The organism is Maritimibacter sp. DP1N21-5 (assembly GCF_019218295.1).
Taxonomy (GTDB): Bacteria; Pseudomonadota; Alphaproteobacteria; order Rhodobacterales; family Rhodobacteraceae; genus Maritimibacter.
This window is the reverse complement of sequence record NZ_JAHUZF010000006.1, coordinates 270,794-296,023: the sequence shown is the minus strand read 5'-3', so window position 1 is coordinate 296,023 and position 25,230 is coordinate 270,794. Positions and strand designations below refer to the sequence as shown.

The window sequence follows — 25,230 nt, the reverse complement described above, 5'->3', positions numbered from 1 at the left end:
AGGGCGGAGCCTATCCGGGGAAGCATGAGCGATACACCCAAGTCCGCCCCCAAATCTCCCAAGTCACCTGACGGCGACCGCATCGCCAAGGTGCTCGCCCGCGCGGGTGTCGCCTCGCGCCGCGACGCCGAGAAGATGATCGCCGAGGGCCGCGTCGCGGTGAACGGCAAGGTGATCGACAGCCCCGCGCTGAACGTGACCCAGAAGGACAAGATCGAGGTGGACGGTGCGCCACTGGCCGAGGCCGAGCCTGCGCGGCTTTGGCTCTATCACAAACCCTTGGGTCTGGTGACGAGCGCGCGCGATGAAAAGGGACGCGACACGGTCTTCGACAAGCTGCCCGAAGACATGCCGCGCGTGATGAGCGTGGGTCGGCTCGACCTCAATTCCGAGGGGCTCCTGCTCCTCACGAACGACGGCGAGGTGAAGCGCAAGCTGGAACTGCCTTCGACCGGATGGGTGCGCAAGTATCGTGTCCGGGTGAACGGGCGACCGGACGATGCCACGCTCGAGCCTCTGCGCAAGGGCGTCACCGTGGACGGCGAACGGTTCCAGGAGATGAGCGTCACGATCGACCGCCAGCAGGGCGCGAACGCCTGGCTCACCGTGGGCCTGCGCGAGGGCAAGAACCGCGAAATCCGGCGCGCGATGGAGGCTGTCGGCCTGAACGTGAACCGTCTGATCCGCATCTCCTATGGCCCGTTCCGGCTGGGCGAGTTGAAGCCCGGCGCGGTGGAAGAGGTCAAGGCACGGGTGCTGCGCGATCAGCTCGGCTTGAGCGCCGAGCCGGACGAGGCGCCCAAGCGCACCGTCGAACGAAGCCGGAAACCCGGGGCCAAGGGTCTGGGCAAGCCGGGCGGGAAGCCGGGCGGGAGGCGGCCCTTCGCGGCGCGAGATAGCTTCGGCGAAGGCACCACGCGCGAGAGAAGAGGCCCCGGCAAGGATCCGGCCGGCAAAGGCCCGCAAGACAAAGGCCCCGCCGGCAAGGGTGGTGCGGGTGAACGTCCGGCCAGTTCTTCGCGCGGCAAGCCCGCCGCCGGGCCGAACGGGCGCAGTTCGGGGCGGCCCGGCGGCCGACCGGGTGGCAAACCTGGTGGCCCGGGCGGCAGACCCGGTCCGAAGCCCGGATCGAAACCCGGTCCGAAACGCTGAACGCCGCCGCCTGATCGGCGGCGAAGCGCGGCTTTCCCCACGTCTTCCCGGCCAAGGCCTTTGCGCCCCGGCCTATCCGGCCTATATCTTTCTCAAGACAGCACTTTGGTCACAAAGGGGGTGCCGCTTGTCCGGATCTGCGCTGCAGCGTCTGAGCTATTTCCTGCTCGTCGCGCTCATTCTTTATGTCGCGATCACGGGAGGCGGCTGATGGCCGGGCGATACGGCGGCAAATACTCTCCTGACGGGGATGGTCCGCAGACGAACCACCCGCCCCGCCCTGCCTTCGATGGCCAGGTGCGAGCGCGGGCCGGTGGACGGGTGAATTTCCTGTTCCTCGCCCCTCTGCCCCTCGCCGTGTCGGCCTTTTTTCTCGACCCTGCCGGGCTCGCCCTGCGGCTGGTGGCCTTCGGCACGCTCATTCTGGCGGCCTGGCTGACACGGGAAGGCGTGATCGCGCAGGAAGCCTATGACGCGCGCAAGATCGCCCGCCGGCCAGCCTTTCCGCGCAAGATCGCGGGGAGCCTTCTGACGGGCGCGGGGCTGGGGCTCGCGGGGCTCGCCTCAGGTCCTGTGAACGCGGTGATTTTCGCGGTGCTCGGCGCAGCACTTCATGTCATGGCCTTCGGGCCGGACCCGATGAAGAACAAGGGCCTCGAGGGTGTAGACGAGTTTCAGACCGACCGTGTCGCCCGCGCCGTGGGAGAGGCGGAAAAACTGCTGGGCGCGATGAAGGACGCCGTGGTCCGGGCACGCGACCGCGAGGCGGAGGCGCGGGTCGACAGTTTCCTCGTTACCGCCCGCAACATGTTCCGCACCATCGAGGACGACCCCCGCGACCTTTCGGGCGCGCGGAAATACCTGACCGTCTATCTGATGGGCGCTCGCGACGCGACGGCCAAGTTCGCCGACATCTACGTCCGGTCGCGCGACCCGGCGGCGAAGTCGGACTACTTCGCGCTGCTCGACGATCTCGAACGGAATTTCACGGCACGGACACAGAAGATGCTTACCGCAGATCAGGACGATCTCAACGTCGAGATCGAGGTTCTTCGGGAACGGCTGGCGCGCGAAGGCGTTGTGGCCGGGCGTGGATAGCGGAACACGACAGGGACAGACAGGGGACAGGACATGGACGACAAGACATACAAGGACGCGGCCGTCGAGGCGACCGAAGTGAACGAAGTGACCGCAGTCGTGCTGCGAGAGCCCTCGACCGACCTCGTTCCCTTGGCTCAAGCAGACGCGACCCAGGGCGCCGAGATCCGCAAACGGATGGACGAAATCGACATGGGCAACACCCAGTCGATCATCGAATTCGGCTCGGGCGCGCAGGCGGAATTGCAGACGATCAGCCAGGAGATGCTGACCGGCGTGCGCAACAAGGACGTGGGCCCCGCAGGCGACAGCCTTCGCGATATCGTCACCACGATCCGCGGCTTTTCCGTCAGCGAACTCGACATGCGCCGCAAGCGGTCGTTCTGGGAAAAGATCACCGGCAAGATGGCCCCGGCAGCCAAATTCGCGGCCCGTTACGAGACGGTGCAGGGCCAGATCGACAAGGTGACCGACGAGCTTCTCCGGCACGAGCACACGCTTCTGAAGGACATCAAGTCGCTCGACATCCTTTATGACAAGACCCTCGCGTTCTATGACGAGCTCGCCCTCTATATTGCGGCGGGCGAGGCCAGGATCGCCGAGCTTGACGCCACCGACATTCCGGCGAAGGAAGCCGAGGTGAAGGCCGCGCCCGAGGAGGAAGGCGTGAAGATCGCGCAGGAGCTGCGCGACCTGCGGGCCGCGCGCGACGATCTCGAACGCCGGGTCCATGATCTCAAGCTCACACGGCAGGTGACGATGCAGTCCCTGCCCTCGATCAGGTTGGTGCAGGAGAACGACAAGTCGCTGGTCACCAAGATCAACTCGACCCTCGTGAACACGGTGCCCCTGTGGGAAACGCAGCTCGCGCAGGCGGTGACGATCCAGCGCTCGGCCGAGGCGGCGGGCGCCGTGAAGGAGGCGAATGACCTCACCAACGAACTCCTCACATCGAACGCCAAGAACCTGCGGGAAGCGAATGCCGTCGTGCGGCAGGAAATGGAGCGCGGCGTGTTCGATATCGAGGCGATCAAGGCCGCGAACGCCGATCTGATCGCCACCATTCAGGAAAGCCTCGCCATTGCCGACGAAGGCAAGACGAAACGGGCGGCGGCTGAGCAGGAATTGGTCAAAATGGAATCCGAGCTGAAAGAGACGCTTGCCGCTGCCAAGGCACGTGATACCGCTTCGGGAGCGAACATCGGGAGCGCCGTTTAGTTTTGAAGACCTACCTAGCCTTGGCCCCGGCCCTCGTCGGGGCGCTGCTGCTTTCCGGGTGCGACCTCGGCGGACGCGGGGCCGTGCTGACCTCGCCCGTGCCCATGGGCCGCCCCGCGGAGGTCGCTATGGCGGTTCCTGCGGCGGGCGGCCTGTCGCCCCAGCTTGTCGACTACTACGGACGTCTTCAGAACGGCCTCTTGCAGCAGGGGCTCCTGCGCACCGATGGCGGCGGGCCGGATGCGCCTTTCACCTCGCGCGATGTGGTGCGGAACTTCCTGCGCATCGCCTTCTACGAAGAATACGCCGATGCCGGCGGCACGTTGGTCGCCCGCGAAAGTGCGAGCCGGATGCACCGCTGGGACAAGCCCGTGCGCCTGACCATCGAGTTCGGCAACAGCCTTTCCTCCGACGATCAGGCCCGCGATACGGCCGTGCTCAACGCCTTTGCCTCGCGGCTCGCGCGGGTGTCGGGTCATCCGATCTCGACCGGGCGCAACGGAAACTTCCACGTCTTCGTGGTGAGCGAATCCGAACGCCGGGCGCTTGAACCCCGCCTTCGCCAGATCATGCCCAACATTTCGCGCACCGCGCTCAATACAGTGATCAACTTGCCTGAATCGACCTATTGCCTCGCCTTTGCCACCGATCCCGAACAGGATGGAACCTACGATCAGGCGGTCGCCATCATCCGCGCCGAACATCCGGACCTGCTGCGGGCCTCCTGCATCCATGAAGAGGTCACGCAAGGTCTGGGTCTGTCCAACGACTACCCGCTCGCGCGCCCGTCGATCTTCAATGACGACGAGGAATTCGGCTTCCTCACCGGGCACGACGAGATCCTTCTCAAGATGCTCTACGACCGCCGCCTGCGTCCGGGGATGACGGAGGGCGAGGCGCGGCCTATTGTCGAGACGATCGCTGCGGAATTGATGGGGGGCGAGGCCTAAGGCCTGCCTGAACCGTGCGCCTGCCGAAGTGCGGCGCCGGACAACATTGGAGGGACACATGGGTATTCTGGATTTCCTGAGCGGGCAGTTCATCGACGTCATCCACTGGACGGACAACACCCGCGACACGATGGTCTGGCGGTTCGAACGCGAAGGCCACGAAATCAAGTATGGCGCGAAGCTGACGGTCCGCGAAGGTCAGGCAGCGGTTTTCGTACATGAGGGGCAACTGGCGGATGTCTTCACGCCCGGGCTCTACATGCTCGAAACCAACAACATGCCGATCCTGACCTCGCTCCAGCACTGGGATCACGGATTCAAGTCGCCCTTCAAGTCCGAGGTCTATTTCGTCAATACGACACGCTTCACGGACCTGAAATGGGGCACCAAGAACCCGATCATTTGCCGCGACCCCGAGTTCGGCCCCGTGCGCCTGCGCGCCTTCGGGACCTATGCTGTGCGCGTCACGGATCCGGGCAAGTTCCTGCTGGAGATCGTGGGCACCGACGGCGAGTTCACGGCGGACGAGATCAGCTTCCAGATCCGCAACGTGATCGTCCAGTCCTTCTCGCGCATCATTGCCGGGTCCGGGATCCCGGTGCTCGACATGGCCGCGAACACGGACGAGCTGGGCAAGATGGTCGCAGCCGAGCTGACAAAGGTGGTCGCCGACTACGGCCTGTCGATCCCGGAGTTCTATGTCGAAAACATCTCCCTGCCGCCGGCGGTGGAAGAGGCGCTCGACAAACGCACCTCGCGCGGGCTCGCCGGGAACCTTGACGCGCATATGCAGTGGTCGGCAGCGGAAGCGTTGTCCAAAGGCGGCGCGATGTCCGAAGGCATGGGCGCGGGACTTGGCATGGGTATGGGCATGGCCATGAGCGGCGCGCGCATGGGCGGTGCCACGGGTCCATGGGGGGCCGCTCCGGCTGCGGCGGTCACGCCCCCGGCGCCACCCCCACCGCCCACCGAAAAGGTCTGGCACATCGCCTCCGGCGGCGCGACGCAGGGGCCGTTTTCGCGCGCGACCATGGGACAGAAGGCCGGCGCGGGCGAGGTGAAACGCGACACGCTGGTTTGGACCGCGGGTCAGGACGGCTGGCTTCCGGCCGAGGACACCGAGCTTGCGACGCTTTTCACCGTGATGCCTCCGCCTCCACCTCCGGGGGTGTGACCGGGCGCAGCAAGTGCTGGCGCAATGACACCGGGCCCGGCGTCGCGTGCGCTGGCATGGGTCTAGTCGACGCGCTGCACGTGCAACTCGCTCATCATCAGATCGCCCCGGCAAGCATCCGCCGGAAACGCAACCTCGTCATCCCGCACGACGGGGAACGGACGCGCCGGGTCGATCTGGCTTTCCCAGACCCATTCCCCGTCAAGGCAAAGGTCCTGCGCCTGATTGCCGATGTTGAAGCCGAAGCCGCCCGGCCCGCAATCGTCGCCGATGCCGTTCATGTTCCAGGCCTGCGGCGCGGGCGTCTCCGGGGCGTAGACGACGAATTCCTCCCGCCTCGGAAGGAACGTCACCTGCCACGACGTTTCCTCGGTCAACATGCCCAGCGCCCAGCGCCCGATCGGCGTGCCGTTCTCGTAGCCCTCGATCACGAAACAGCTCAGGTCGCCCTCGAACACCGCCCGCGCCTCCAACATGCCCTCGTCAAAGGCCATGGCCCCGCGCATGGAATAGCCGCCCGATCCTTCCCACAGGAAGCGGTAGGATACATCGCCCGCATGAAGGGGCACCGCGAGGCAGGACAGAAGGAGCGCAAGTCGCATGGCCCACCCTCGCCCGATCCTCGCGCCGGCACAAGACCGCGGGTTCCGCGCCCAGTACTGCCATGCTACCAATCCCCCGACGACCGCAACCGGACCCAGACCATGACCCGCATCGCCCGTTCGCCTGACTGCGGCAACTCGCCCAAGAACCAGCGCGCGCTCGAGATCGCCCTGGCTCTCATGGGACAGGAGAGCATAGAGCCCGACACCTTTGTCGAAGGCGCAAGCTGGGAACACCCCGACGGCGCGATCGTCGGTCGCGCGGCCATCGTCGCCCGGCTCGCAGCACTCGCCCCCTATGACTGGATCGAGCTGTCCGAGGTCGTCACCCATGGAAAAGCGGGCTCGGTCTCGGGACGCTTTCAGCGCCCGGAAGAAAATCCGAAACTCTTCTGCCACGTCATCCGTTTCACCTCGGCTTCGGCCAGACAGATCGCCCAAATCGTGAGCTTCGACCATGCAGGATGAGACGAACCCTTTCGACATGGCCGCCCCGACGCAGGAACACCGTTTCCCCTGCGACCAATGCGGCGCGGACATGCGGTTCAACGCTCAGGCGGGCGAGCTGGTCTGCGACCACTGCGGCAACGTGGTCAAGATCGAAGGCCACGGCGGCACGGTCCCGGCGATCCGCGAACTGGACTTCAGGGCCGCCCTCGAAGCCCGCCTGCCGCAGGCGGAAATCGAGGAAACCCGTATCGCGAAATGCACCAACTGCGGAGCCCAGGTCGAATTCGACGCCGACACCCATGCACGCGAATGCCCTTTCTGCGCCACGCCCCTCGTCGTCGACACCGGCACCCACCGGCAGATCAAGCCCAAGGCCGTGTTGCCCTTCGCGGTCGAGGAACGCGCCGCCCATGCCGAGATGAACAAATGGCTTGGCCGTCTCTGGTTCGCGCCGAACGGGCTTCGGCAGTACGCCCGCAAGGGCCGCAGGATGAATGGCATCTACGTGCCCTTCTGGACTTATGACGCCGACACGAAATCGTCCTATGTCGGGGAACACGGCACCGTCTATTACGTTACCAAGACCGTGATGCGCGACGGAAAACCGGTGCAGGTGCAGGAACAACGCGTGCGCTGGCGTCCCGCCTCCGGTCGCGTGGCCCGCTTCTTCGACGACATTCTCGTGCTGGCCTCCCGGTCGTTGCCCAAGACCTATACCGACGGGCTCGCCCCCTGGAACCTCGGGCACCTGGAGCCCTACCGGCCCGAATACCTCGCCGGGTTTCGGGCCGAGGGCTACACCGTCGAACTTGCCGAAGGCTATGACGAGGCGCGGCGTCATATGGACCAGGTGATCCTGCGGGACGTGAAATTCGACATCGGCGGGGATCGCCAGCGGGTGCATCGGGTCGACACGACGGTGTCCGATGTGACCTTCAAACATATACTGTTGCCGGTCTGGCTCGCCGCCTACAAGTACCGGGGCAAGACCTATCGCTTCGTCGTGAACGGCCAGTCCGGCAAGGTGCAGGGCGAACGCCCCTGGTCGGCCTGGAAGATCGCGCTGGCGGTGATCGCCGGGCTCGTCCTTGCCGGAGTCGCGGGCTATTTCTATAGCCAGTATCAATAGGACCCGCGCTCCGACATGACCGATTACGACACGCTGTTTTCGCTGCTCTCCGCCCGCCATTCCTGCCGCGCCTTCAGGCCCGACCCGGTGTCGCGCGCGGATATCGAGGCGATCCTGACTGCGGCGCAACGCGTGCCGAGCTGGTGCAACGCACAGCCCTGGCAGGTGCAGGTCACCTCGGGAGCCGTCACCGAGAAACTACGCGACGGGATGCAGGCGGCGGTGGCGAAGGGTGAAGCGGCGAGCGACCTACCCTTTCCCACGGGCTACACCGGCGCGCATCGCGACCGTCGCCGGACCTGCGGCTGGCAGCTCTATGAAGCGGTCGGCGTCGAGAAGGGCGACCGCGCGGGATCGGCACGCGAAATGATGAAGAACTACAGTTTCTTCGGCGCGCCCCATGTCGCGATGGTCTCGTCCGGGGCGGAACTCGGCGCTTACGGCGCGCTCGATACCGGTGGCTTCGTGACCGCCTTCTGCCTCGCCGCCCAATCGCGCGGCATCGCGACCATTGCCCAGGCCGCGCCGGCAGGGTTCTCGCCCTTCCTGCATGACTTCTTCGGACTGGGGGACGACCGCCTCGCGCTTTGCGTCATCTCGTTCGGTCATGCCGACCGGGACCACCCCGCGAACGCCTTTCGGACCGAGCGGGCACCGCTCGCCGACTGGGCGCGGTTCTTGGACTGATCCTCCGACACCACGGAACGACGCCATTCCGCCAATTGCACCTCTCTCGCCTGTCGGTTAAGTCAATGTGACCGCTAACATGCACCCGGAGTTCCCATGATCCTCTGCGCCGGCGAAGCCCTGATCGACATGCTGCCCCGCGAAACGACGGCGGGAGAACCGGCCTTTGCCCCCTATGCGGGTGGCGCGGTGTTCAACACGGCGATCGCGCTGGGAAGGCTCGGACAGCCGACCGGCTTTCTGACCGGCTTGTCCTCGGATCTCTTCGGCAAGGTCCTGGGTGATACGCTCACCGCCGCAGATGTTGATGCACGTTTCGCGATCCGTTCGGATCGTCCCACGACCCTCGCCTTTGTAACGCTCACCGACGGCCATGCGACCTATGCTTTCTATGACGAGAACACCGCAGGGCGCATGATCGCGCCCGAGGATCTACCCCCCCTGCCCGACACGGTCAGTGCGCTGTTCTTGGGCGGCATCTCGCTAGCGGTCGAACCCTGCGCCGCCGCTTATGAAGCGCTTCTGGAACGCGAGGGCGCCTCCCGGGTGACGATGATCGACCCCAACATCCGCCCGGGGTTCATCCGGGACGAGGCCCGATTCCGCGCGCGGATGGACCGGATGCTGGCCGCCGCCGACATCGTCAAGATCTCGGACGAGGACCTCGCCTGGCTGGGGTTCGACGTGGCGATGCTCCTGGCCAACGGGCCAAAGGTGGTTTGCATCACCGAAGGCGCCAAGGGCGTGACCGCGCACACGACGGCCGGACAGGTCCACGTGGCCGCGACCCGCGTGACCGTGGTCGATACGGTCGGCGCGGGTGATACCTTCAACGCGGGCTTTCTCGCGGGGCTGTCGCAGGATGGGCTACTGACCCGGAGCGCCCTTGCCGGAATCGACCCGATGGCGCTGGTTCCTGCGCTCGACCTTGGCGCGCGGGCGGCCGCCGTGACGGTAAGCCGCGCGGGCGCCAATCCGCCCTGGCAGCACGAGCTCTGATCCGATGCGTGCGCTTCTTCAACGCGTCTCCGAGGCCAGGGTCGTGGTCGATGGCGAAACCCTGGGCGAGATTGGCCCCGGCCTGCTGATCCTCGTCTGCGCGATGCAGGGGGACATGCGCGCTAATGCCGACACGCTGTCGGCCAAGGTCGCCAAGTGCCGTATCTTCAAGGACGACGCTGGCAAGATGAACCGCTCGCTTCTGGACACGGGCGGTGCGGCGCTTGTCGTAAGCCAGTTCACACTGGCCGCCGATACGCGGTCCGGCAATCGGCCCGGATTTTCTTCGGCCGCCCGCCCCGAGGAAGGCGAGGCGCTCTATGAACATTTCGCGCAGCGCCTGCGCGACCTCGGCATAACGACGGCTCAGGGCCGTTTCGGCGCGGACATGAAGGTCTCGCTCACGAATGACGGGCCTGTCACGATCTGGATGGAAGCCTGACACCCCTTGACGGCATCACGCCCGGGGAGATTGTTGCGAGGTTCACCACGGGAATCCATCATGTCGCCCACGGCCTCCGCCCTCCTGCCCATCCTTCTGCTCTCGCTCTCGAACGTCTTCATGACTCTGGCCTGGTATGGCCACCTCACGGTCAAGGCCGCGCCGCTCCTGCTCGTCATCCTCGCCAGTTGGGGCATCGCATTCTTCGAATATTGCCTCGCGGTGCCCGCAAACCGGATCGGTCACGCGGTCTACTCCGCCGCGCAACTCAAGACCATCCAGGAGGTCATCACCCTCGTGGTCTTTGCGGGTTTCTCGGTTGTCGTGCTCAAGGAACCCCTGGGCTGGAATCATGCCGCCGGATTCACCCTGATCGCCACGGGCGCCGCCTTCATTTTCCGGGGCTGACCTCGATGCGCGACATCTTCTCGCCCGCGACATAGGTCGCCGCCACCGCGCGATCGTCGCCCATCATGATGGTCGGGAAGACCGCTTCCCAGATATCCTCGGCCCGCTCGGAGCGCTGGGAAATCCCCGGCGTGGAAGCGAGGTCGAGCACGACGAGGTCGGCCTCGAACCCCTCGGCAAGCCGCCCGATCCGGTCGCCCGCGCGGATCGCCTCCGCCGACCCCGCTGTCGCAAGCCATAGAAGCTCGGATGGATGCAGAGGCCGCCCGCGCAACTGGCCAACCTCATAGGCCGCAGCCATCGTGCGCAGCATGGAGAAAGACGAGCCCCCTCCGGTATCGGTGGCGAGCCCGATGCGCTGACCCTCGGCCTTCAGCCCTGCCATGTCGAAAAGCCCCGAGCCGATGAAGGTGTTGGACGTCGGGCAATGGATGAGGCTCGCGCCCACCTCGCGCAGCCGGTCACGTTCCCGGCCCGAAAGATGGATCGCATGCCCCATGAGCGCGCCCTCGCCCAACAGGCCTAAACGGTCGTAGATGTCGAGGTAATCGCGCGCCTCGGGGAACATGCCCATGACCCAGTCGATCTCTTCGACCTGTTCAGACAGATGGGTCTGCATGAGGCACTCCGGGTGCTCGGCCCAAAGCGCACCCAGCGCGGCCAACTGATCGGACGTCGAGGTCGGCGCGAAGCGCGGGGTCACGACGTATTCCGCGCGCCCGACCCCATGCCAGCGCTCAAGAAGCGCTTTCGACTGGTCATAGGCCGTCTGCGCCGTGTCGCGCAGATTGTCGGGGGCATTGCGGTCCATGCAGGTCTTGCCGCCATAAACGCGCATGTTCCGCGCCGCCGCCTCGGAAAAATAGGCATCGACGCTTTCCGGGTGGATCGTGCAGTAGCTGACCGTGGTGGTGGTGCCATGAGAAAGGACGAGGTCGAAATATCGCGATGCCGCGCCGCGCGCGTAATCTGCATCTCCGAAACGTGCCTCTTCGGGAAAGGTATAGCTGTTCAACCAGTCGATGAGCCGCTTGCCCCAGCTCGCGATGATCCCGGTCTGGGGATAATGCACATGGGCATCGACGAAACCCGGCAGGATGAGCCCTCTGCCGTGATCCTCGACCAGAGCGTCGCCGTATCGGGCGCGCAGGGTCTCGGCCGGGCCGACGGCAATGATCCTGCCCTCATCCACGGCCACGGCACCCTGAGGTTCCCACCGCGCCGCATCTTCTGGCGCGCCCTCGAACGGGTCGCGGTGAAAGGACAGGGTCTGCCCGAGAAGTAGTTTCATGCGCCGTCCCTTATGCCGCCTGTTTGGTCTACCGACGAAGACTATGCCGCAGCGCAACAATCGTCCACGGGTTTGCACTTGCCACACGCGTGCGCTCCCCTATGGTCCCAGCCGAACAGGAGAGGTGCACCATGGCGGAAGACCGGGACATCGTCGAAGAAGAGACCGAAGCCGCCGCTGACAGCGACTACAGGCTCGAGCGCGATCAGGTGCAACCGGCGCTCGACGCCGTCGAAGCGGGCGACGCGCAGGCGCTGATCGACGCGCTCGATCCGCTGCACCCCGCCGACATCGCCGACCTTCTGGAACAGGTGGACGACGACACGCGGACCCGGCTGGTCCAACTCTACGGGCGCGAATTCGACGGCGACATCCTGTCCGAACTCGACGAGAGCATCCGCGAGGACGTCATCGAGGTCCTCCACCCCGAGGTGCTGGCCGACGCCGTCCGCGAACTCGAGACCGACGATGTCGTCGACCTTCTGGAAGACCTCGACGAGCCGCAGCAGGAAGCGATTCTGAAGTCGCTCGAAGCCGCCGACCGGGTCGCGGTCCAGCAATCGCTGTCGTATCCGGAATATTCCGCCGGCCGTCTCATGCAGCGCGAGATGGTGGTGGCGCCCGAGCATTGGACCGTGGGCGAGATCATCGACTTCATGCGCGGTGCCGAGGAACTGCCCGATCAGTTCTACCACGTCATCCTTGTCGACCCCCGGATGCGCCCGACGGGTTACGTGACGCTCGGCCGGATCATGTCCTCGGCGCGCACGGTGCCGCTGGCCGAGATCACGGAAGACAGCTTCCGCACGATCCCGGTGCTTCAGGAAGAAGGCGACGTGGCCTATGCCTTCAACCAGTATCACATCATTTCGGCCCCGGTGGTAGACGAGGACGACCGGCTCGTGGGCGTCATCACCATCGACGACGCCATGGCCATTCTGGACGAGGAACACGAAGAGGACATCCTGCGCCTGGCGGGCGTCGGGGAATCGAGCCTGTCGGATCGGGTGATGGAAACCGTGCGCGGGCGCTTCCCCTGGCTCGCCGTGAACCTTGTGACTGCGATCCTCGCCTCGCTGGTCATCGACCAGTTCGAACATGTCATCGCGGGCTTCGTGGCGCTCGCCGTGCTGATGCCCATCGTCGCCTCGATGGGCGGCAACGCCGGGACCCAGTCGCTCACCGTCGCCGTGCGCGCGCTGGCCACACGCGACCTCACCTCCTCGAACGTGATGCGCGTGATCCGGCGGGAGGCGACCGTGGGGCTGATCAACGGCGTGGTCTTCGCCGTGGCCATGGGCATCGTCGGTGCACTGTGGTTCGGAACGCCGATGCTCGGCGTGGTCATCGGAATCGCCATGGTGATCAACCTCGTCATCGCGGGACTGGCCGGCGTGCTGATCCCCGTGGTGCTCGACAAGCTTGGCGTGGACCCGGCGCTGGCATCCGGCGCTTTCGTCACGACCGTAACTGACGTTGTTGGATTTTTCGCATTTCTGGGGCTCGCAGGGGCGGTATTGCTGTGAAGGATGTCGAAAAAAGACAAGTCCGCGCCGCCGCCTTCATCCGGCGGGAACAGGCACATAATGCCAGTCTGGACGCGCTCGCACAGGAAAACCTTGCCCTTGCACTGGGGCCGTTCCGGGGGCGCCCCATCGCGGGTTACCTTCCGATCCGGACCGAGGTGTCGCCGATCCCCGTGATGGCCAAGTTTGCCGCCTTCGGACCCGTCGGCGTGCCCGTGGTCGCGGCGAAGCACACGCCGCTGACGTTCCGGGGCTGGTCCCCCGACGTGGCGACCGCCGCCGGTGCCTTTGGCGCGGATGTGCCGATCGACGGCGAGGACGTGGTGCCCGAAGTGCTCATCGTGCCGCTCGTCGCCTTCGACCGAAACGGGGGGCGTCTTGGCTATGGCGGTGGCTTCTATGACCGGACGCTCGAGGTACTGCGGCGCCAACGCCGGACGATCGCGATCGGCTATGCCTATGGCGCGCAGGAGGTCGCTTCCGTGCCACTCGAGCCGACCGACCAACCGCTCGACATGATCGTGACCGAGGCGGGCATCCTGCGGTTCTGACCGGCCGAGTGAAGAGCCACTGGCAGATGCGAAGGTTCTTGCGCTCGGCACGCAGCGCGCCTAGTCACATCCCCCATGAAAATACTCTTTCTCGGCGATGTCATGGGACGCGCGGGCCGCAAGGCGGTCACGGAGCGTCTGCCCGCCCTGCGCGACCGCCTCGCGCTCGATTTCGTGGTGGTGAACGGCGAAAACGCAACCTCCGGCGTCGGCCTTTCGGAGGCCCATGCCAAGGTGATCTTCGAGGCGGGTGCCGATGTGATCACGCTGGGCGACCATGCCTTCGACCAGAAGGACATGCTGGGATACATCGACAAGGAACCGCGGATCATCCGCCCGCTCAACTTCGCCAAAGGCGCCCCGGGACGCGGCGTGCGTGTCTACGAGGACCATCGCGGGCGCCGGATCGCGGTGGCGCAGATCCTGGGCAATGTCTTCATGAAACGTGCCTTCGAAGACCCCTTCGGCAATATCGAGGCCGCGCTTCGTCCACTGACGCTGGGCGGCGCGGTGCAGGCGGTTCTGGTCGACGTCCATTGCGAGGCGACGTCCGAGAAGATGGCGATGGGTCATTTTCTTGACGGCCGCGCCAGCGTCGTCGTCGGAACCCATACCCATGTGCCCACGGCGGATGCGATGATCCTGCCCGGGGGCACTGCCTATCTCACCGACGCGGGGATGTGCGGGGACTATCATTCCGTGATCGGCATGGACAAAGCGGAGCCGCTGCGCCGCTTCGCCACCGGCATGGTGAAATCACGCTTCTCTCCCGCGAACGAGGAGGCGACGCTGTCAGGGCTCTATGTCGAAACCGACGACAAGACCGGGCGCGCCGTCGATATCGCCATGATCCGGGATGGCGGGCGGCTGGTTCCGGCTCTGCCCTGAGCGATCTGCGCATGAGCGGGACGATTGGTCGCTTGCGCCCGCTTCCCCCCGCCCCCTAGAGTGGACCGACCCAGCGGCAGGGCAGCATGGACTTCTTGACACTTTCCCAAACCACCGAAGCCATCGTCGCGCTCGCCGTCGTTGCCGCGATGTTCGCGCTCTTCATCCGCGAGATCTTCCCGACCGAGGTCGTGGCCATCGGCGGCGTCGCGGTCATGCTCCTGACGGGGATCCTGCCCTATGACGCGGCCCTCGCCGTGCTCGCAAACCCCGCCCCCTGGACCATTGCCTGCATGTTCATCGTGATGGGGGCGCTGGTCAGGACCGGTGCGCTCGACTGGGTGACGCATCGGGCCGACAAGCAGGCCGCGAAATCGCCCAAACGCGCGCTCGCCCTCATGACGCTCTTCGTCATCATCTCCTCGGCCTTCGTGAACAATACACCCGTGGTCGTCGTGATGATGCCCGTCTTCATCCAGCTCGCGGGCCGGCTGGGGACGGAAGCCTCAAAACTCCTCATCCCGCTGTCCTATGCCGCGATCATGGGCGGGTCGCTGACGCTGATCGGCACCTCGACGAACCTGCTCGTGGACGGCGTCGCGCGGCAATCGGGGCTCGAACCCTTCTCGATCTTCGAGGTGACGCCCATTGGCCTCGTCGTCGTGGCCTGGGGGCTTCTCTACATGGTCGTGATCGGGCCGAAGCTCTTGCCGGACCGGGCGTCGATGGCGACGCTCCTCTCGGACCGGTCGCGCAAGAAATTCTTCACCGAGGCGGTCATCCCGCCCGATTCGAACCTCATCGGCCGCGAAGCGCTCGACGTGCAGCTCTTCAAGCGCGAGGGCGTGCGACTGATCGACGTGGTCCGGGGCGACGAGTCGCTGCGCCGCAACCTCAAGGACGTGGTGCTTCAGGTCGGCGACCGGGTCGTGCTGCGCACCCAGATGACCGAGCTTCTGTCGCTTCAACGCAACAAGGATCTCAAGCGCGTGGATCAGATTTCGGCGGTCGAAACCACCACCGTCGAGGTTCTGATTTCCCCCGGCTGCAAGATGATCGGCCGCCGGCTTGGCCAGATGCGGCTTCGGCGTCGCTACGGGGTCTATCCGCTGGCCGTGCATCGCCGGAACCAGAACATCGGCCAGCAGCTTGACAACATCGTGGTGCAGGTGGGCGACACGCTGCTGCTCGAAGGGGCGCCGGAGGATATCCAGCGACTCGCCTCGGACATGGACCTCGTGGATGTGGCGAAGCCCTCGGGGCGGGCCTTTCGTCGCGGTCATGCGCCCATCGCCATCGCCGCCATGGTGGGCATCGTGGTCCTCGCAGGCCTTGGGGTCGCGCCGATCCTCGCTCTTTCGGTCGTTGCGGTGGCCGTCGTGCTCCTGACCGGGGCGATCGATTCCGACGAGGCGTTCCAGCAGGTCGACGGCCACCTTCTCGCACTCATCTTCGCGATGCTCGCGATCGGGGCGGCGCTCGATCATACCGGCGCGGTGGCCCTGATCGCCGACGCGCTCGCGCCCTTCATCGAAAGCCTGCCGCCCTTCCTGATCATCTGGTCGATCTACCTGCTGACCTCGATCCTGACGGAGCTCGTCTCCAACAACGCCGTGGCCGTGGTGGTCACACCCATCGCCATCGGGATCGGGACCGCCATCGGGCTCGACCCGCGTCCGCTCGTCATCGCCGTGATGATCGCCGCCTCGGCCAGCTTCGCCACGCCCATCGGATACCAGACCAACATGCTCGTCTATGGTCCCGGGGGCTATCGCTTCACTGATTTCATGAAGGTGGGCATTCCCCTGAACCTGACCATGGGGCTCATCGTGTCGGCGGTCATTCCCTTGATCTGGTCGATCTAGCCTCGATCGTCCTTGGGCGAGCCCATGACCACATGGGTCACGATCTGGCGCACGCCGTCGATCGTGCCGACCACGTCGGTGTGAAACCGCTTGAAGGCGACGAGGTCCGCGACCTCAACCCGCAGAAGATACTCGAAAGTGCCTGTGATATTGTGGCATTCGCGGACTTCCGGGCTGGTGCGCACGGCGCGCTCAAAGGCTTCCTGCCCGGTCTTCGTGTGTTCGTTGAGCCCGACCATGAGATAGGCGACGAAGCCGGCACCCGTCTTGGCCGGGTCGATCACGGCCCGGTAGCCCCGGATCACACCGCGGCGTTCCAGGTCCTGGACCCGGCGCAGACAGGCCGAGGGGGACAGGCCCACCTGATCGGCAAGCTGGGTATTCGGGATACGCCCGTCGCGTGTGAGCACGCGCAATATTCGGCGGTCTATATCGTTCATTTCCTGAAATCATTGCGCAGGATCGTCGTCCTTAACCATCTTTGCAATCCTGCGCCAAAAATTCTACGTAAATCTTGCGTATCACCACCTGCTGGACGTCACGCATGACACTCGACCTGCTTCCCGCCCTTCTGGGCTTCGCCCTTGTCACCTCGGCCACGCCCGGACCCAACAACCTCATGCTCATGGCGTCGGGGGCGAATTTCGGCTTTCGGCGCAGCCTGCCCCATATGCTGGGCATCGGGGTTGGCTTCACGCTGATGATCGCGCTCGTGGGTCTCGGGCTCTCGGCGCTCTTCGACCTTGTCCCGGCGCTGCATGGCGTGCTGAAGGTCGTGGCGCTCGTCTACATGCTCTGGCTCGCGTGGAAGATCGCCCATGCCGCCGCGCCCGGTTCAGGCCGCAACGGCGCGCGGCCGATGACCTTTTTGCAGGCGGCCGCCTTCCAGTGGGTCAATCCCAAGGCCTGGACCATGGCGCTTTCCGCCATCGCGCTCTATGCGCCCGACCGCACCGTGTTGTCGGTGGTGACCGTCGCGCTCATCTTCGGCGCGGTGAACCTGCCATCGGTGTCCTGCTGGACCGTCCTCGGGGGTCAGGTCGCGCGCTTCCTGACCGATGCGCGGCGGCTCACGATCTTCAACTGGACCATGGCGGCGGCGCTCATGGCCTCGCTCATCCCGGTCCTATGGCATTGAGAAGACGGCCTTAACACCGCCCGACACGGAACCGCAGGCAGGGGACAGCGATTACCGAAGTCCCTTCCCTGCGGGCCTTCGCCCCTCTAAGGCTGTGTCATGAGTTTCGATCAGATCGTCCTGTTTGCCCTCTTCGCCGGCGTCTTCGCGATGCTGCTCTGGGGCAAGTTCCGCTATGACCTCATCGCCTTCACGGCCCTGATGCTGGGGGTGCTGCTCGGGGTCGTCCATACCGAAGACGCGTTTTCCGGGTTCGGCCACGAAGCGACGATCATCGTCGCGCTGGTCCTGATCGTGTCGGCGGGGCTGGTGCGGTCGGGGGCGGTCCTGCTCATCACGCGCACGATGGTGGACTCGGGGCGCAGGCTCGGGGCGCATATCGCGATCATGGGCACCATCGGCGCGGCGCTTTCGGGCTTCATGAACAACGTCGCGGCGCTGGCCCTTCTCATGCCGGTCGACATCCAGACCAGCCGCAAGGCCGGGCGCGCGCCGGGGCTGTCGCTGATGCCCCTGAGCTTTGCGACCATTCTGGGCGGCATGATCACTCTGATCGGCACGCCGCCCAACATCATCGTGGCGTCGATCCGGGGCCAATACCTCGACGCCCCCTACCGGATGTTCGACTTCGCGCCGGTGGGCTTCGTGACCGCCGTCGCGGGGCTTCTCTTCGTGGCGACGATCGGCTGGCGGCTGATCCCCCGCGCGACCGATGGCGGTGCGCCGGTCGATCCGATGGAGGGATATTCTGACTACACCTCCGAGCTCGTGGTGCCGGAGGGCGCCAAGATCGTCGGGAAGCGGATCGAGGAGCTCTATGAACAGGCCGAGAGCGACGACGTGCTCATCGTCGGTCTGATCCGCGACGGCAAGCGGCGCTACGGCAACCAGCGCACCACGACCATCGTGGCCGGCGACGCGCTGGTGATCGAGGCGACACCGGAGGCGCTGGACGAATTCCGGGCCTCGCAGAACCTCAAGTTCGCCGATGGCAAGCGGGAGGAAAACCTGCGCGCCGATGGCGCAGGCCTGTCCAAGATCGAGGTGGTCGTCACGGGGGACAGCCGGATCAACGGCCGCACGGCGCAAGGCATCGGGCTCAACTGGCGCCGGCATGCGGTGATCCTCGGGATCAGACGGGCGGGGCGCAAGATCCGGACCCGGATCGGCAAGACCCCGGTGAAGACTGGGGATATCCTTCTCCTTCTCGTGCCCACGGGACAGGAGGCGGCGGTGACAGAATGGCTGGGCTGTCTGCCCTTGGCCGAGCGCGGGCTGGCGGTCACGGACCAGACCAAGATCGGCCTTGCCGTGGGCCTGTTCATGATCGCGGTCGCGACGGCGAGTTTCGGGTTCGTGATCCTGCCGGTGGCACTGGGGCTCGTGGTCGTGGGCTATGTGCTCTTTGGCATCCTCCCGATCCGCGAAATCTACAACCACGTGGAATGGCCTGTCGTAGTCCTGCTGGGGTCGATGATCCCGCTCGGAACGGCGCTGGAAAACTCGGGCGGAACGGAGCTCATCGCGAACGGCCTTGTCTCCCTGACCCAAGGGCTTCCGGCCTGGGCGGTTCTGACGCTCCTGATGGTCGTCACGATGACCCTCTCGGACGTGCTCAACAACACCGCAACCGCCATCGTCGCGGCGCCCGTGGGCATCCAGATGGCCGGTGCGCTCGACCGAAACCCCGACCCCTTCCTCATGGCCGTGGCGGTCGCCGCGTCCTGTGCCTTCCTTACGCCCATCGGACACAAGAACAACACGCTTATCCTTGGCCCCGGTGGCTATAGGTTCGGAGACTACTGGCGCATGGGGCTGCCCTTGGAAATACTGGTCGTGGCGGTGTCGATCCCTGCCATCCTGTTCTTCTGGCCCCTCTAGCGCGGAACGACGCGACCGCATGAAAGACTATGAACGCCTTAAGCAAGAGATCATCCGGCGCGGGTCCCTGACCCTGAGCGAGGAAGAGCGATCCGTCCTCGAACAGGCGCCCGAATCCGATGCGAGCGTCTGGGGCATCCTCGGGGCGCATGCCTTCAACGCCGGGGACCATGTCCGCGCCATCGAGATCACCCGCCGCCTCCACGCGGCCAATCCGACGAGCGAGACCGCATCGAACCTCGTCTCGGCCCTGTCACGCGCCAATCAGGTGGAGGAGGCGATCCGTGTGGCCGAGGCCCCCGACAGCCCGCTCAAGCCGGTGTTGCAGGCGTCCTACCTGTCCGAGCTCTACGGGCGGATCGGCGCATGGGACAAGAACCGCCACTGGTCGCGCCGGGCCCTTGATCTCAAGGAGGCAGAGGCCCGCCACCTCGTCCGGCGGCCTGCGATCAAGACGGCGGCCTTCGACATCGACCGCCCCGCGCGCAACATCATCTCGTTTTCGCTCTGGGGCGACAACCCGCGTTATCTGGAGGGTGCGCTGCGCAACTGCATCGTCGCGCGGCACCTCTATCCCGGCTGGACACCGCGATTCTACATCGACGACAGCCTGCCGACATCCGCGCGCCGCGACCTCGCCCGCGAAGGTGCGCAGCTTCGGACCGTGCCGTCGATGCCCGCGAACCGTTTCGGGTTGTTCTGGCGATTTCTGGTCGAGGATGACCCCGAGGTGGATTTCTATGTGGTGCGCGATGCCGACAGCGTGCTCAATATCCGCGAACGGGTGGCCGTCGCCGACTGGCTCGACTCCGGCCAGCCCTTTCACGTGATGCGGGATTTCGTGACCCACAGCGAGCTTGTCCTCGCCGGCATGTGGGGGGCGCATCGGGGCAATATCCCGCAGATGGGGAAACGCATCCTCGCCTTCGCCATGGCGCGTGAAAAGGTGCTCAACAGCCGGGTGGATGATCAGCTCTTCCTGCGGCAGGAGGTCTGGCCCTGGATGCGCGGTCGCGCCTTCGTGCAGGACAGCGCTTTCGGTCACGGCGACAGCGCGCCCTTTGATCGGCGTTTTCCGCTACCGGGTCGGATGCATATCGGACAGGACGATCACGCCAGCCGTATCGCCCGGGCCCGTCAGCGGCGCGACCCCGACTGAACGATGCCGACCGGGGCCCGACTGGCGCGGGGCTTGCCCCGGCCCCTGCCCTTGCCATATAGAGCCGTGACGCAATTCCCGTAGCATTCCAGAGGTCGGAGGCATCATGGCTGGCCACTCAAAATGGGCGAACATCCAGCATCGCAAAGGGCGCCAAGACGCCGTGCGGTCGAAACTGTTCTCGAAATTCGCCAAGGAGATCACCGTGGCGGCGAAGATGGGCGATCCCGACCCCGAGAAGAACCCGCGCCTGCGGCTCGCGGTGAAGGAAGCCAAGTCGAACTCCTGCCCCAAGGACGTGATCGACCGCGCCATCAAGAAGGCGATCGGCGGCGACGCCGAGAATTACGACGAAATCCGCTATGAAGGTTACGGGCCGAACGGTGTCGCGGTGATCGTCGAGACGATGACCGACAACCGCAACCGCACCGCCTCGAACGTGCGCTCGACCTTCGGCAAGAACGGCGGGAACCTTGGGGAAACCGGGTCCGTGTCCTTCATGTTCGACCGGATGGGCGAGATCGTCTATCCCGCGTCGGTCGGGTCGGAAGATGCGGTTATGGAAGCCGCGATCATGGCCGGGGCCTCGGACGTGGAATCGAGCGAAGACGGGCACTTCATCTATTGCGCCGACACCGACCTCAACGATGTTTCGACCGCGCTGGAAGAAGAACTTGGCGAAAGCGAATCGACCAAGCTCGTCTGGCGACCGCAGACCACGACCGAACTGGGTCTGGACGACGCGCAGAAGCTCATGAAGCTGATCGAGGCGCTCGAGGACGACGACGACGTGCAGCGCGTGACGTCGAACGTCGAACTGTCGGAAGAGGTCATGGCGCAGCTCTGAGGCCGCGCCATCCGGCCGAGCCTGCGGATCAAGGTTGGCCTGACATGATCAATGAAGTCTGGTGGCCCCTGAGTAATGCGCGGGGGCCGCTGCCATTCTGGCCAATGCCACGGCGGCGCGTTCCGCATGGGCGACGATGACCGGCGCCATATCGGCCCGCGCCATTAGGCAGGCAAAGGCCATGGCGTCGTCCCGGTCGCCTGCGAGCGCGGCCGCCACCATCTGGGCCAGACAGGCCTCGTCCCCGCCAAGGCAGCGGCACGACAGGGCATGATGCAAGAGCGGTCGCCGCCCGAAGCTCGCACAGATCCGGGTGAGGTCCTCGAGCGCTTCGATCGCCGTCCTGCCGCCGGGCAGGGCCGCGAAATCCCGTCGGGCCGGATCATCGGGCGGGCTGCAGGCAAGCCGCATCGCGATGACCGCGCCCGCCTCGATGGCCGGGAGATCGTCGATCTGCCCGACGGCCGCGGCACCACGCGGACTTTGAAACGCACCATCCATGGCGTCTACTTCGTGAGGATAAGCTTGCCCTGCCGCGTGATGCGCAGGGTATAGAGGCTGTCGCCCAGCATGATCTTGGCCGTGCGCCCGCCCAGAGTCAGCTCCTCGGCGCGGTGCAGCGGACAGGGCGCATCGCGCTCGGCTTCACGTTCGAAATCGGAATAGGCGTTCATGTCCGTGCCCCCTCCGAGATCCGGGTCATCCGGTCGATCAGCCATGACAGGCCGTGCCCGCCAGAGAGGCTGGATTCCGACAGGATATCCATGAAGTCGCTCCAATGGGTTCGTTCGGTCTGGATATGGTCGGAGACATGGGACGGATGGTCCGCGCCGTCGGTGTCGGTTTGCATAGCTCACTCCTGTTCGCGTCGCCTCTGGCTGGCCTCGGGGCTTGGCTGGAGGAGTTCCTTAAAACCTGACTGTTTTAGTAAGACTTGTCAATCGTCGACTTTCACTTGTGCTTCCATGTCCTTCGGCGCATCACGCAGCATGGTTGTTTCACATGACTCAGGCACCGCGCGGCCGGTCGCAGGCGTCTTCTGGATGCTCGTCACCGGGCTCCTCTTCGTCATCATGACGGCGGTCGTGAAGAATCTCGGCGACCGGCTTCCGCCGGCCGAGACGTCGTTCCTGCGCTATGCCTTGGGGCTTGGCTTCCTGATCCCGATGCTCGGACCAATCCGGGCCGCGCGACTGGACCGGCGCACGCTGGGCATCTTTGCCCTGCGCGGCGTCGCGCATTCGGCCGGGGTAATCCTCTGGTTCTATGCGATGACGCAGATCCCCTTGGCCGAGGTGACCGCGATCAATTACCTCAACCCCGTCTTCGTCACGATCGGCGCCGCCCTCTTCTTCGGCGAGGCGCTCGCGGCCCGGCGACTCGGGGCCATCGTCGCCGCCCTCATCGGCGCACTGATCATCCTGCGACCCGGTGCCCGGGCGATCGAGCCGGGTCACGTCGCGATGCTCGCCACTGCCGTGTTCTTCGCGGTCAGCTACCTGATCGCAGGGCGGCTTGCGGGTCGTGTCTCACCAGCGGCCGTGGTCGGCATGCTGTCGATCACCGTCACCATCGGCCTCGCGCCCTTTGCGCTGATGAACTGGGTCACGCCGACGCCTGCCGAACTGGGGTGGCTTTTTCTCGTCGCGGGTGTCGCCACCGCCGGGCATTACACCATGACGCTCGCCTTCGCGGCCGCGCCGCTCACGGTCACACAGCCGGTCACCTTCCTGCAACTCGTCTGGTCCGTCGCCCTGGGAGCCCTGTTCTTCGACGAGGGCCTCGATCCCTGGGTCATCGGGGGCGGCACGGTGATCATCTCGGCGGTGACCTTCATCACCTGGCGCGAGGCGGTGCTGAAGCGGCGGGTGACTCCCTCGCCGCATCAGACCAAGGGGTGATCACTCGGCAGCGGTAGCCGCCGCGCCGCGCGGGTCGCCCAAGGACGTCAGCACGCTGTCGGAAGACACCTGCCCGATGGTCGCGCCGTCCTTCACGACGGCGAGTGGACCGGTGACGGATTTCAGCGCCGCCATGACCTCGCGCACCTTGGTGGCTGCGTCGATCTCGCCAACGCTGTTGGCCGTGGCGGGGGTCATGACGTCCTCGGCGGTGAGCACGCCCAAGGGGTTCATATGGGCCACGAAGTCCGCGACGTAGTCGTTCGCCGGTGCCGTGAAAATTTCGCGCGGGGTGCCGCACTGGACGATGCGCCCGCCCTCCATGATCGCGATACGGTCGCCGATCTTGAAGGCCTCGTCGAGGTCGTGGCTCACGAAAATGATGGTGCATTTGAACTTCTCCTGAAGCTCTATGAGCTCATCCTGAAGCCGCGTGCGGATGAGCGGGTCGAGCGCGGAATAGGGCTCGTCCATGAGCAGGATCGGCGCCCCGGTGGCGAAGGCGCGCGCAAGGCCCACGCGCTGCTGCATTCCGCCGGACAATTCGCCCACCATGCGGTCGGCCCAATCGGACAGCCCCACAACGGCGAGCTGTTCGTCGACCTTGGCGTGACGCTCGGCCTTGGACTGCCCGCCCAGCTCGAGCCCCAGCCCCACGTTGTCTCGCACCGAGCGCCAGGGGAGCAGGCCGAACTGCTGGAACACCATCGACACGAGCGACAGACGGACGTGGCGAAGCGTCTGCGGATCGGCATTGGTCACATCGACGAGCCGGTCCTTGTCGAGCACCCTGACCGCCCCGCGCACCACGGGATTGAGCCCGTTCACCGCCCGGAGCAGCGTTGACTTCCCGGAGCCGGAGAGACCCATGAGCACGAGGATTTCGCCTTCTGCCACGGAGAGCGAGCAGTTGTGGACACCCAGCACCTGATCGGTCGCCTGCTGCACTTCGGAGCGGGTCTGGCCCTTGTCCATGAGGGGAAGCGCGCTTTGCGGGTCGTCGCCAAAAACGATTGAGACGTTGTCGAATTCTACGGCGGTCATTTGCGTTCGATCCTCAGCATACGGTCCAGAATGATCGCCACCACCACGATGACGAAGCCGCTCTCAAAGCCCAGTGCGGTGTTGACCGAGTTGAGCGCGCGCACGACCGGCACGCCAAGGCCATTGGCCCCGACCAGCGCGGCGACCACGACCATGGACAGCGACAGCATGATGGTCTGGTTGAGCCCGGTCATGATCTGAGGTAGCGCATAAGGCAGCTCGACCTTCCACAGAAGCTGGCGCCCGGTCGCGCCGAAGGCCTGTCCCGCCTCGATCAGCGAGGTAGGGGTGGAGGCGACGCCGAGCTGGGTCATGCGGATCGGCGCGGGCAGCACGAAGATCACGGTTGCCAGAAGCCCCGGCACCATGCCGATACCGAAGAACACGATGGCCGGGATCAGATAGACGAAGGTCGGCAGCGTCTGCATGAGGTCGAGAAGCGGCCTGAGGCCTGCATAGAACCGGGGCCGGTGCGCCGCCGCGATGCCGATGGGCACGCCGATGGCCATACAGACGAGACAGGCCGATAGAACCAGCGTGAGGCTTTCGGTCGTTTCCTCCCAGTAGCCCTGATTCAGGATGAAAATCAGGCCGACCACCACGAAGGCGGGCGTTTTCCAGTTGCGTTGCAGATACCACGTCAGCCCCGCGAAGACCGCGACGATGATGAGCGGATGCGGCGTTTGCAGCACCCAGAGAATGCTGTTGATCAGCCCTTCCATCACGTTGGCGATCCAGTCGAAGAAAGGGCCGCCGATGTCCTGTAGCCAATCGAACAGGTTGCGTGCCCATCGCCCCACCGGGATCTTTCTGTCTTCGAGCCAATCCAT

The 25,230-nt window shown here is 65.4% G+C and carries 28 protein-coding genes; 20 read left to right on the top strand and 8 right to left on the bottom strand.

What is annotated here, in order from left to right:
* Positions 1-24 precede the first annotated feature (24 nt).
* From KJP29_RS09055 to KJP29_RS09035, 5 genes are all read left to right on the top strand, one after another.
* Positions 25-1,152, top strand: coding sequence for a pseudouridine synthase (locus tag KJP29_RS09055; protein ID WP_218463254.1), 1,128 nt, complete (start codon positions 25-27; stop codon positions 1,150-1,152).
* Between the two features lie 210 nt (positions 1,153-1,362).
* Positions 1,363-2,250 carry a 5-bromo-4-chloroindolyl phosphate hydrolysis family protein gene (locus KJP29_RS09050; RefSeq protein ID WP_218463253.1) on the top strand — a complete coding sequence of 296 codons (888 nt, stop codon included), beginning with the start codon at positions 1,363-1,365 and terminating at the stop codon, positions 2,248-2,250.
* 33 nt (positions 2,251-2,283) lie between these two features.
* Positions 2,284-3,468 (top strand): toxic anion resistance protein, encoded by a 1,185-nt coding sequence (locus tag KJP29_RS09045; RefSeq protein WP_218463252.1) that lies wholly within the window; start codon positions 2,284-2,286, stop codon positions 3,466-3,468.
* Positions 3,469-3,470: 2 nt separating this feature from the next.
* Positions 3,471-4,418, top strand: a complete 948-nt coding sequence (locus KJP29_RS09040; RefSeq protein ID WP_218463251.1) for a DUF2927 domain-containing protein — start codon at positions 3,471-3,473, stop codon at positions 4,416-4,418.
* Positions 4,419-4,476: 58 nt separating this feature from the next.
* A complete protein-coding gene (locus tag KJP29_RS09035) occupies positions 4,477-5,592 on the top strand; it encodes an SPFH domain-containing protein (protein ID WP_218463250.1) in 1,116 nt (371 codons plus the stop codon).
* A 62-nt stretch (positions 5,593-5,654) separates the two neighbouring features.
* Here KJP29_RS09035 and KJP29_RS09030 read toward each other — a convergent pair whose 3' ends face one another.
* The gene (locus KJP29_RS09030; protein ID WP_218463249.1) at positions 5,655-6,194 is read right to left on the bottom strand and encodes a hypothetical protein; all 540 of its coding nucleotides are present in this window, start codon (positions 6,192-6,194) and stop codon (positions 5,655-5,657) included.
* Between the two features lie 102 nt (positions 6,195-6,296).
* Here KJP29_RS09030 and KJP29_RS09025 point away from each other — a divergent pair, with 102 nt between their 5' ends.
* The 6 genes from KJP29_RS09025 to KJP29_RS09000 all read left to right on the top strand — a co-directional run bounded on the left by KJP29_RS09025 (position 6,297) and on the right by KJP29_RS09000 (position 10,309).
* Positions 6,297-6,662 (top strand): hypothetical protein, encoded by a 366-nt coding sequence (locus KJP29_RS09025; RefSeq protein WP_218463248.1) that lies wholly within the window; start codon positions 6,297-6,299, stop codon positions 6,660-6,662.
* Positions 6,652-7,773 (top strand): TFIIB-type zinc finger domain-containing protein, encoded by a 1,122-nt coding sequence (locus KJP29_RS09020; RefSeq protein ID WP_218463247.1) that lies wholly within the window; start codon positions 6,652-6,654, stop codon positions 7,771-7,773. Before KJP29_RS09025 ends, KJP29_RS09020 begins: the two co-directional genes overlap by 11 nt.
* Positions 7,774-7,788: 15 nt before the next feature.
* The gene (locus KJP29_RS09015; RefSeq protein WP_218463246.1) at positions 7,789-8,460 is read left to right on the top strand and encodes a nitroreductase; all 672 of its coding nucleotides are present in this window, start codon (positions 7,789-7,791) and stop codon (positions 8,458-8,460) included.
* 96 nt (positions 8,461-8,556) lie between these two features.
* Positions 8,557-9,459 carry a carbohydrate kinase gene (locus KJP29_RS09010; protein ID WP_218463245.1) on the top strand — a complete coding sequence of 301 codons (903 nt, stop codon included), beginning with the start codon at positions 8,557-8,559 and terminating at the stop codon, positions 9,457-9,459.
* 4 nt (positions 9,460-9,463) lie between these two features.
* Positions 9,464-9,901: a D-aminoacyl-tRNA deacylase gene (gene dtd / locus KJP29_RS09005; protein ID WP_218463244.1), complete on the top strand. Its 438-nt coding sequence runs from the start codon at positions 9,464-9,466 to the stop codon at positions 9,899-9,901.
* A gap of 60 nt (positions 9,902-9,961) precedes the next feature.
* Entirely contained in the window at positions 9,962-10,309 is a 348-nt protein-coding gene (locus KJP29_RS09000; protein ID WP_218463243.1) for a DMT family protein, read from the top strand.
* On the opposite strand, the gene guaD is transcribed toward KJP29_RS09000, so the two are convergent.
* Positions 10,293-11,600 (bottom strand): guanine deaminase, encoded by a 1,308-nt coding sequence (gene guaD, locus KJP29_RS08995; protein WP_218463242.1) that lies wholly within the window; start codon positions 11,598-11,600, stop codon positions 10,293-10,295. The genes KJP29_RS09000 and guaD overlap by 17 nt on opposite strands.
* 131 nt (positions 11,601-11,731) lie before the next feature.
* On the opposite strand from guaD, the gene mgtE reads away from it, so the two are divergent.
* The 4 genes from mgtE (at position 11,732) to KJP29_RS08975 (ending at position 16,430) form a co-directional block, all read left to right on the top strand.
* Entirely contained in the window at positions 11,732-13,126 is a 1,395-nt protein-coding gene (gene mgtE / locus KJP29_RS08990) for a magnesium transporter (protein ID WP_218463241.1), read from the top strand.
* Positions 13,123-13,677: a 5-formyltetrahydrofolate cyclo-ligase gene (locus KJP29_RS08985; protein ID WP_218463240.1), complete on the top strand. Its 555-nt coding sequence runs from the start codon at positions 13,123-13,125 to the stop codon at positions 13,675-13,677. The genes mgtE and KJP29_RS08985 overlap by 4 nt, the downstream gene beginning before the upstream one ends.
* Positions 13,678-13,752: 75 nt before the next feature.
* Positions 13,753-14,565, top strand: coding sequence for a TIGR00282 family metallophosphoesterase (locus KJP29_RS08980; RefSeq protein WP_218463239.1), 813 nt, complete (start codon positions 13,753-13,755; stop codon positions 14,563-14,565).
* An 86-nt stretch (positions 14,566-14,651) separates the two neighbouring features.
* A complete protein-coding gene (locus KJP29_RS08975; protein ID WP_218463238.1) occupies positions 14,652-16,430 on the top strand; it encodes an SLC13 family permease in 1,779 nt (592 codons plus the stop codon).
* Here the strand turns inward: KJP29_RS08975 and KJP29_RS08970 are convergent.
* The gene (locus KJP29_RS08970; protein WP_218463237.1) at positions 16,427-16,870 is read right to left on the bottom strand and encodes an Lrp/AsnC family transcriptional regulator; all 444 of its coding nucleotides are present in this window, start codon (positions 16,868-16,870) and stop codon (positions 16,427-16,429) included. The two genes, KJP29_RS08975 and KJP29_RS08970, sit on opposite strands and share 4 nt — an antisense overlap.
* 104 nt (positions 16,871-16,974) lie before the next feature.
* Between KJP29_RS08970 and KJP29_RS08965 the strand changes: the two genes are divergently transcribed.
* From KJP29_RS08965 to KJP29_RS08950, 4 genes are all read left to right on the top strand, one after another.
* The gene (locus tag KJP29_RS08965; RefSeq protein ID WP_218463236.1) at positions 16,975-17,568 is read left to right on the top strand and encodes a LysE family translocator; all 594 of its coding nucleotides are present in this window, start codon (positions 16,975-16,977) and stop codon (positions 17,566-17,568) included.
* A gap of 99 nt (positions 17,569-17,667) precedes the next feature.
* Complete coding sequence (locus KJP29_RS08960) at positions 17,668-19,449, top strand: SLC13 family permease (protein ID WP_218463235.1); 1,782 nt, start codon at positions 17,668-17,670, stop codon at positions 19,447-19,449.
* Between the two features lie 19 nt (positions 19,450-19,468).
* Complete coding sequence (locus tag KJP29_RS08955) at positions 19,469-20,608, top strand: hypothetical protein (RefSeq protein ID WP_218463234.1); 1,140 nt, start codon at positions 19,469-19,471, stop codon at positions 20,606-20,608.
* A gap of 106 nt (positions 20,609-20,714) precedes the next feature.
* Positions 20,715-21,455 carry a YebC/PmpR family DNA-binding transcriptional regulator gene (locus KJP29_RS08950; RefSeq protein ID WP_218463233.1) on the top strand — a complete coding sequence of 247 codons (741 nt, stop codon included), beginning with the start codon at positions 20,715-20,717 and terminating at the stop codon, positions 21,453-21,455.
* 48 nt (positions 21,456-21,503) lie between these two features.
* Here the strand turns inward: KJP29_RS08950 and KJP29_RS08945 are convergent, their stop codons facing one another.
* The 3 genes from KJP29_RS08945 to KJP29_RS08935 are packed head-to-tail and all read right to left on the bottom strand — an operon-like array spanning position 21,504 to position 22,305.
* A complete protein-coding gene (locus KJP29_RS08945) occupies positions 21,504-21,956 on the bottom strand; it encodes a hypothetical protein (protein ID WP_218463232.1) in 453 nt (150 codons plus the stop codon).
* Positions 21,957-21,961: 5 nt separating this feature from the next.
* Entirely contained in the window at positions 21,962-22,129 is a 168-nt protein-coding gene (gene hemP, locus KJP29_RS08940) for a hemin uptake protein HemP (RefSeq protein WP_218463231.1), read from the bottom strand.
* A complete protein-coding gene (locus KJP29_RS08935) occupies positions 22,126-22,305 on the bottom strand; it encodes a hypothetical protein (protein WP_218463230.1) in 180 nt (59 codons plus the stop codon). Before KJP29_RS08935 ends, hemP begins: the two co-directional genes overlap by 4 nt.
* 139 nt (positions 22,306-22,444) lie before the next feature.
* Between KJP29_RS08935 and KJP29_RS08930 the strand changes: the two genes are divergently transcribed.
* Positions 22,445-23,356: a DMT family transporter gene (locus KJP29_RS08930; RefSeq protein WP_218463229.1), complete on the top strand. Its 912-nt coding sequence runs from the start codon at positions 22,445-22,447 to the stop codon at positions 23,354-23,356.
* On the opposite strand, the gene choV is transcribed toward KJP29_RS08930, so the two are convergent.
* Complete coding sequence (gene choV / locus KJP29_RS08925; protein ID WP_218463228.1) at positions 23,357-24,400, bottom strand: choline ABC transporter ATP-binding protein; 1,044 nt, start codon at positions 24,398-24,400, stop codon at positions 23,357-23,359.
* Positions 24,397-25,230 carry a choline ABC transporter permease subunit gene (choW, locus tag KJP29_RS08920; protein WP_218463227.1) on the bottom strand — a complete coding sequence of 278 codons (834 nt, stop codon included), beginning with the start codon at positions 25,228-25,230 and terminating at the stop codon, positions 24,397-24,399. Before choW ends, choV begins: the two co-directional genes overlap by 4 nt.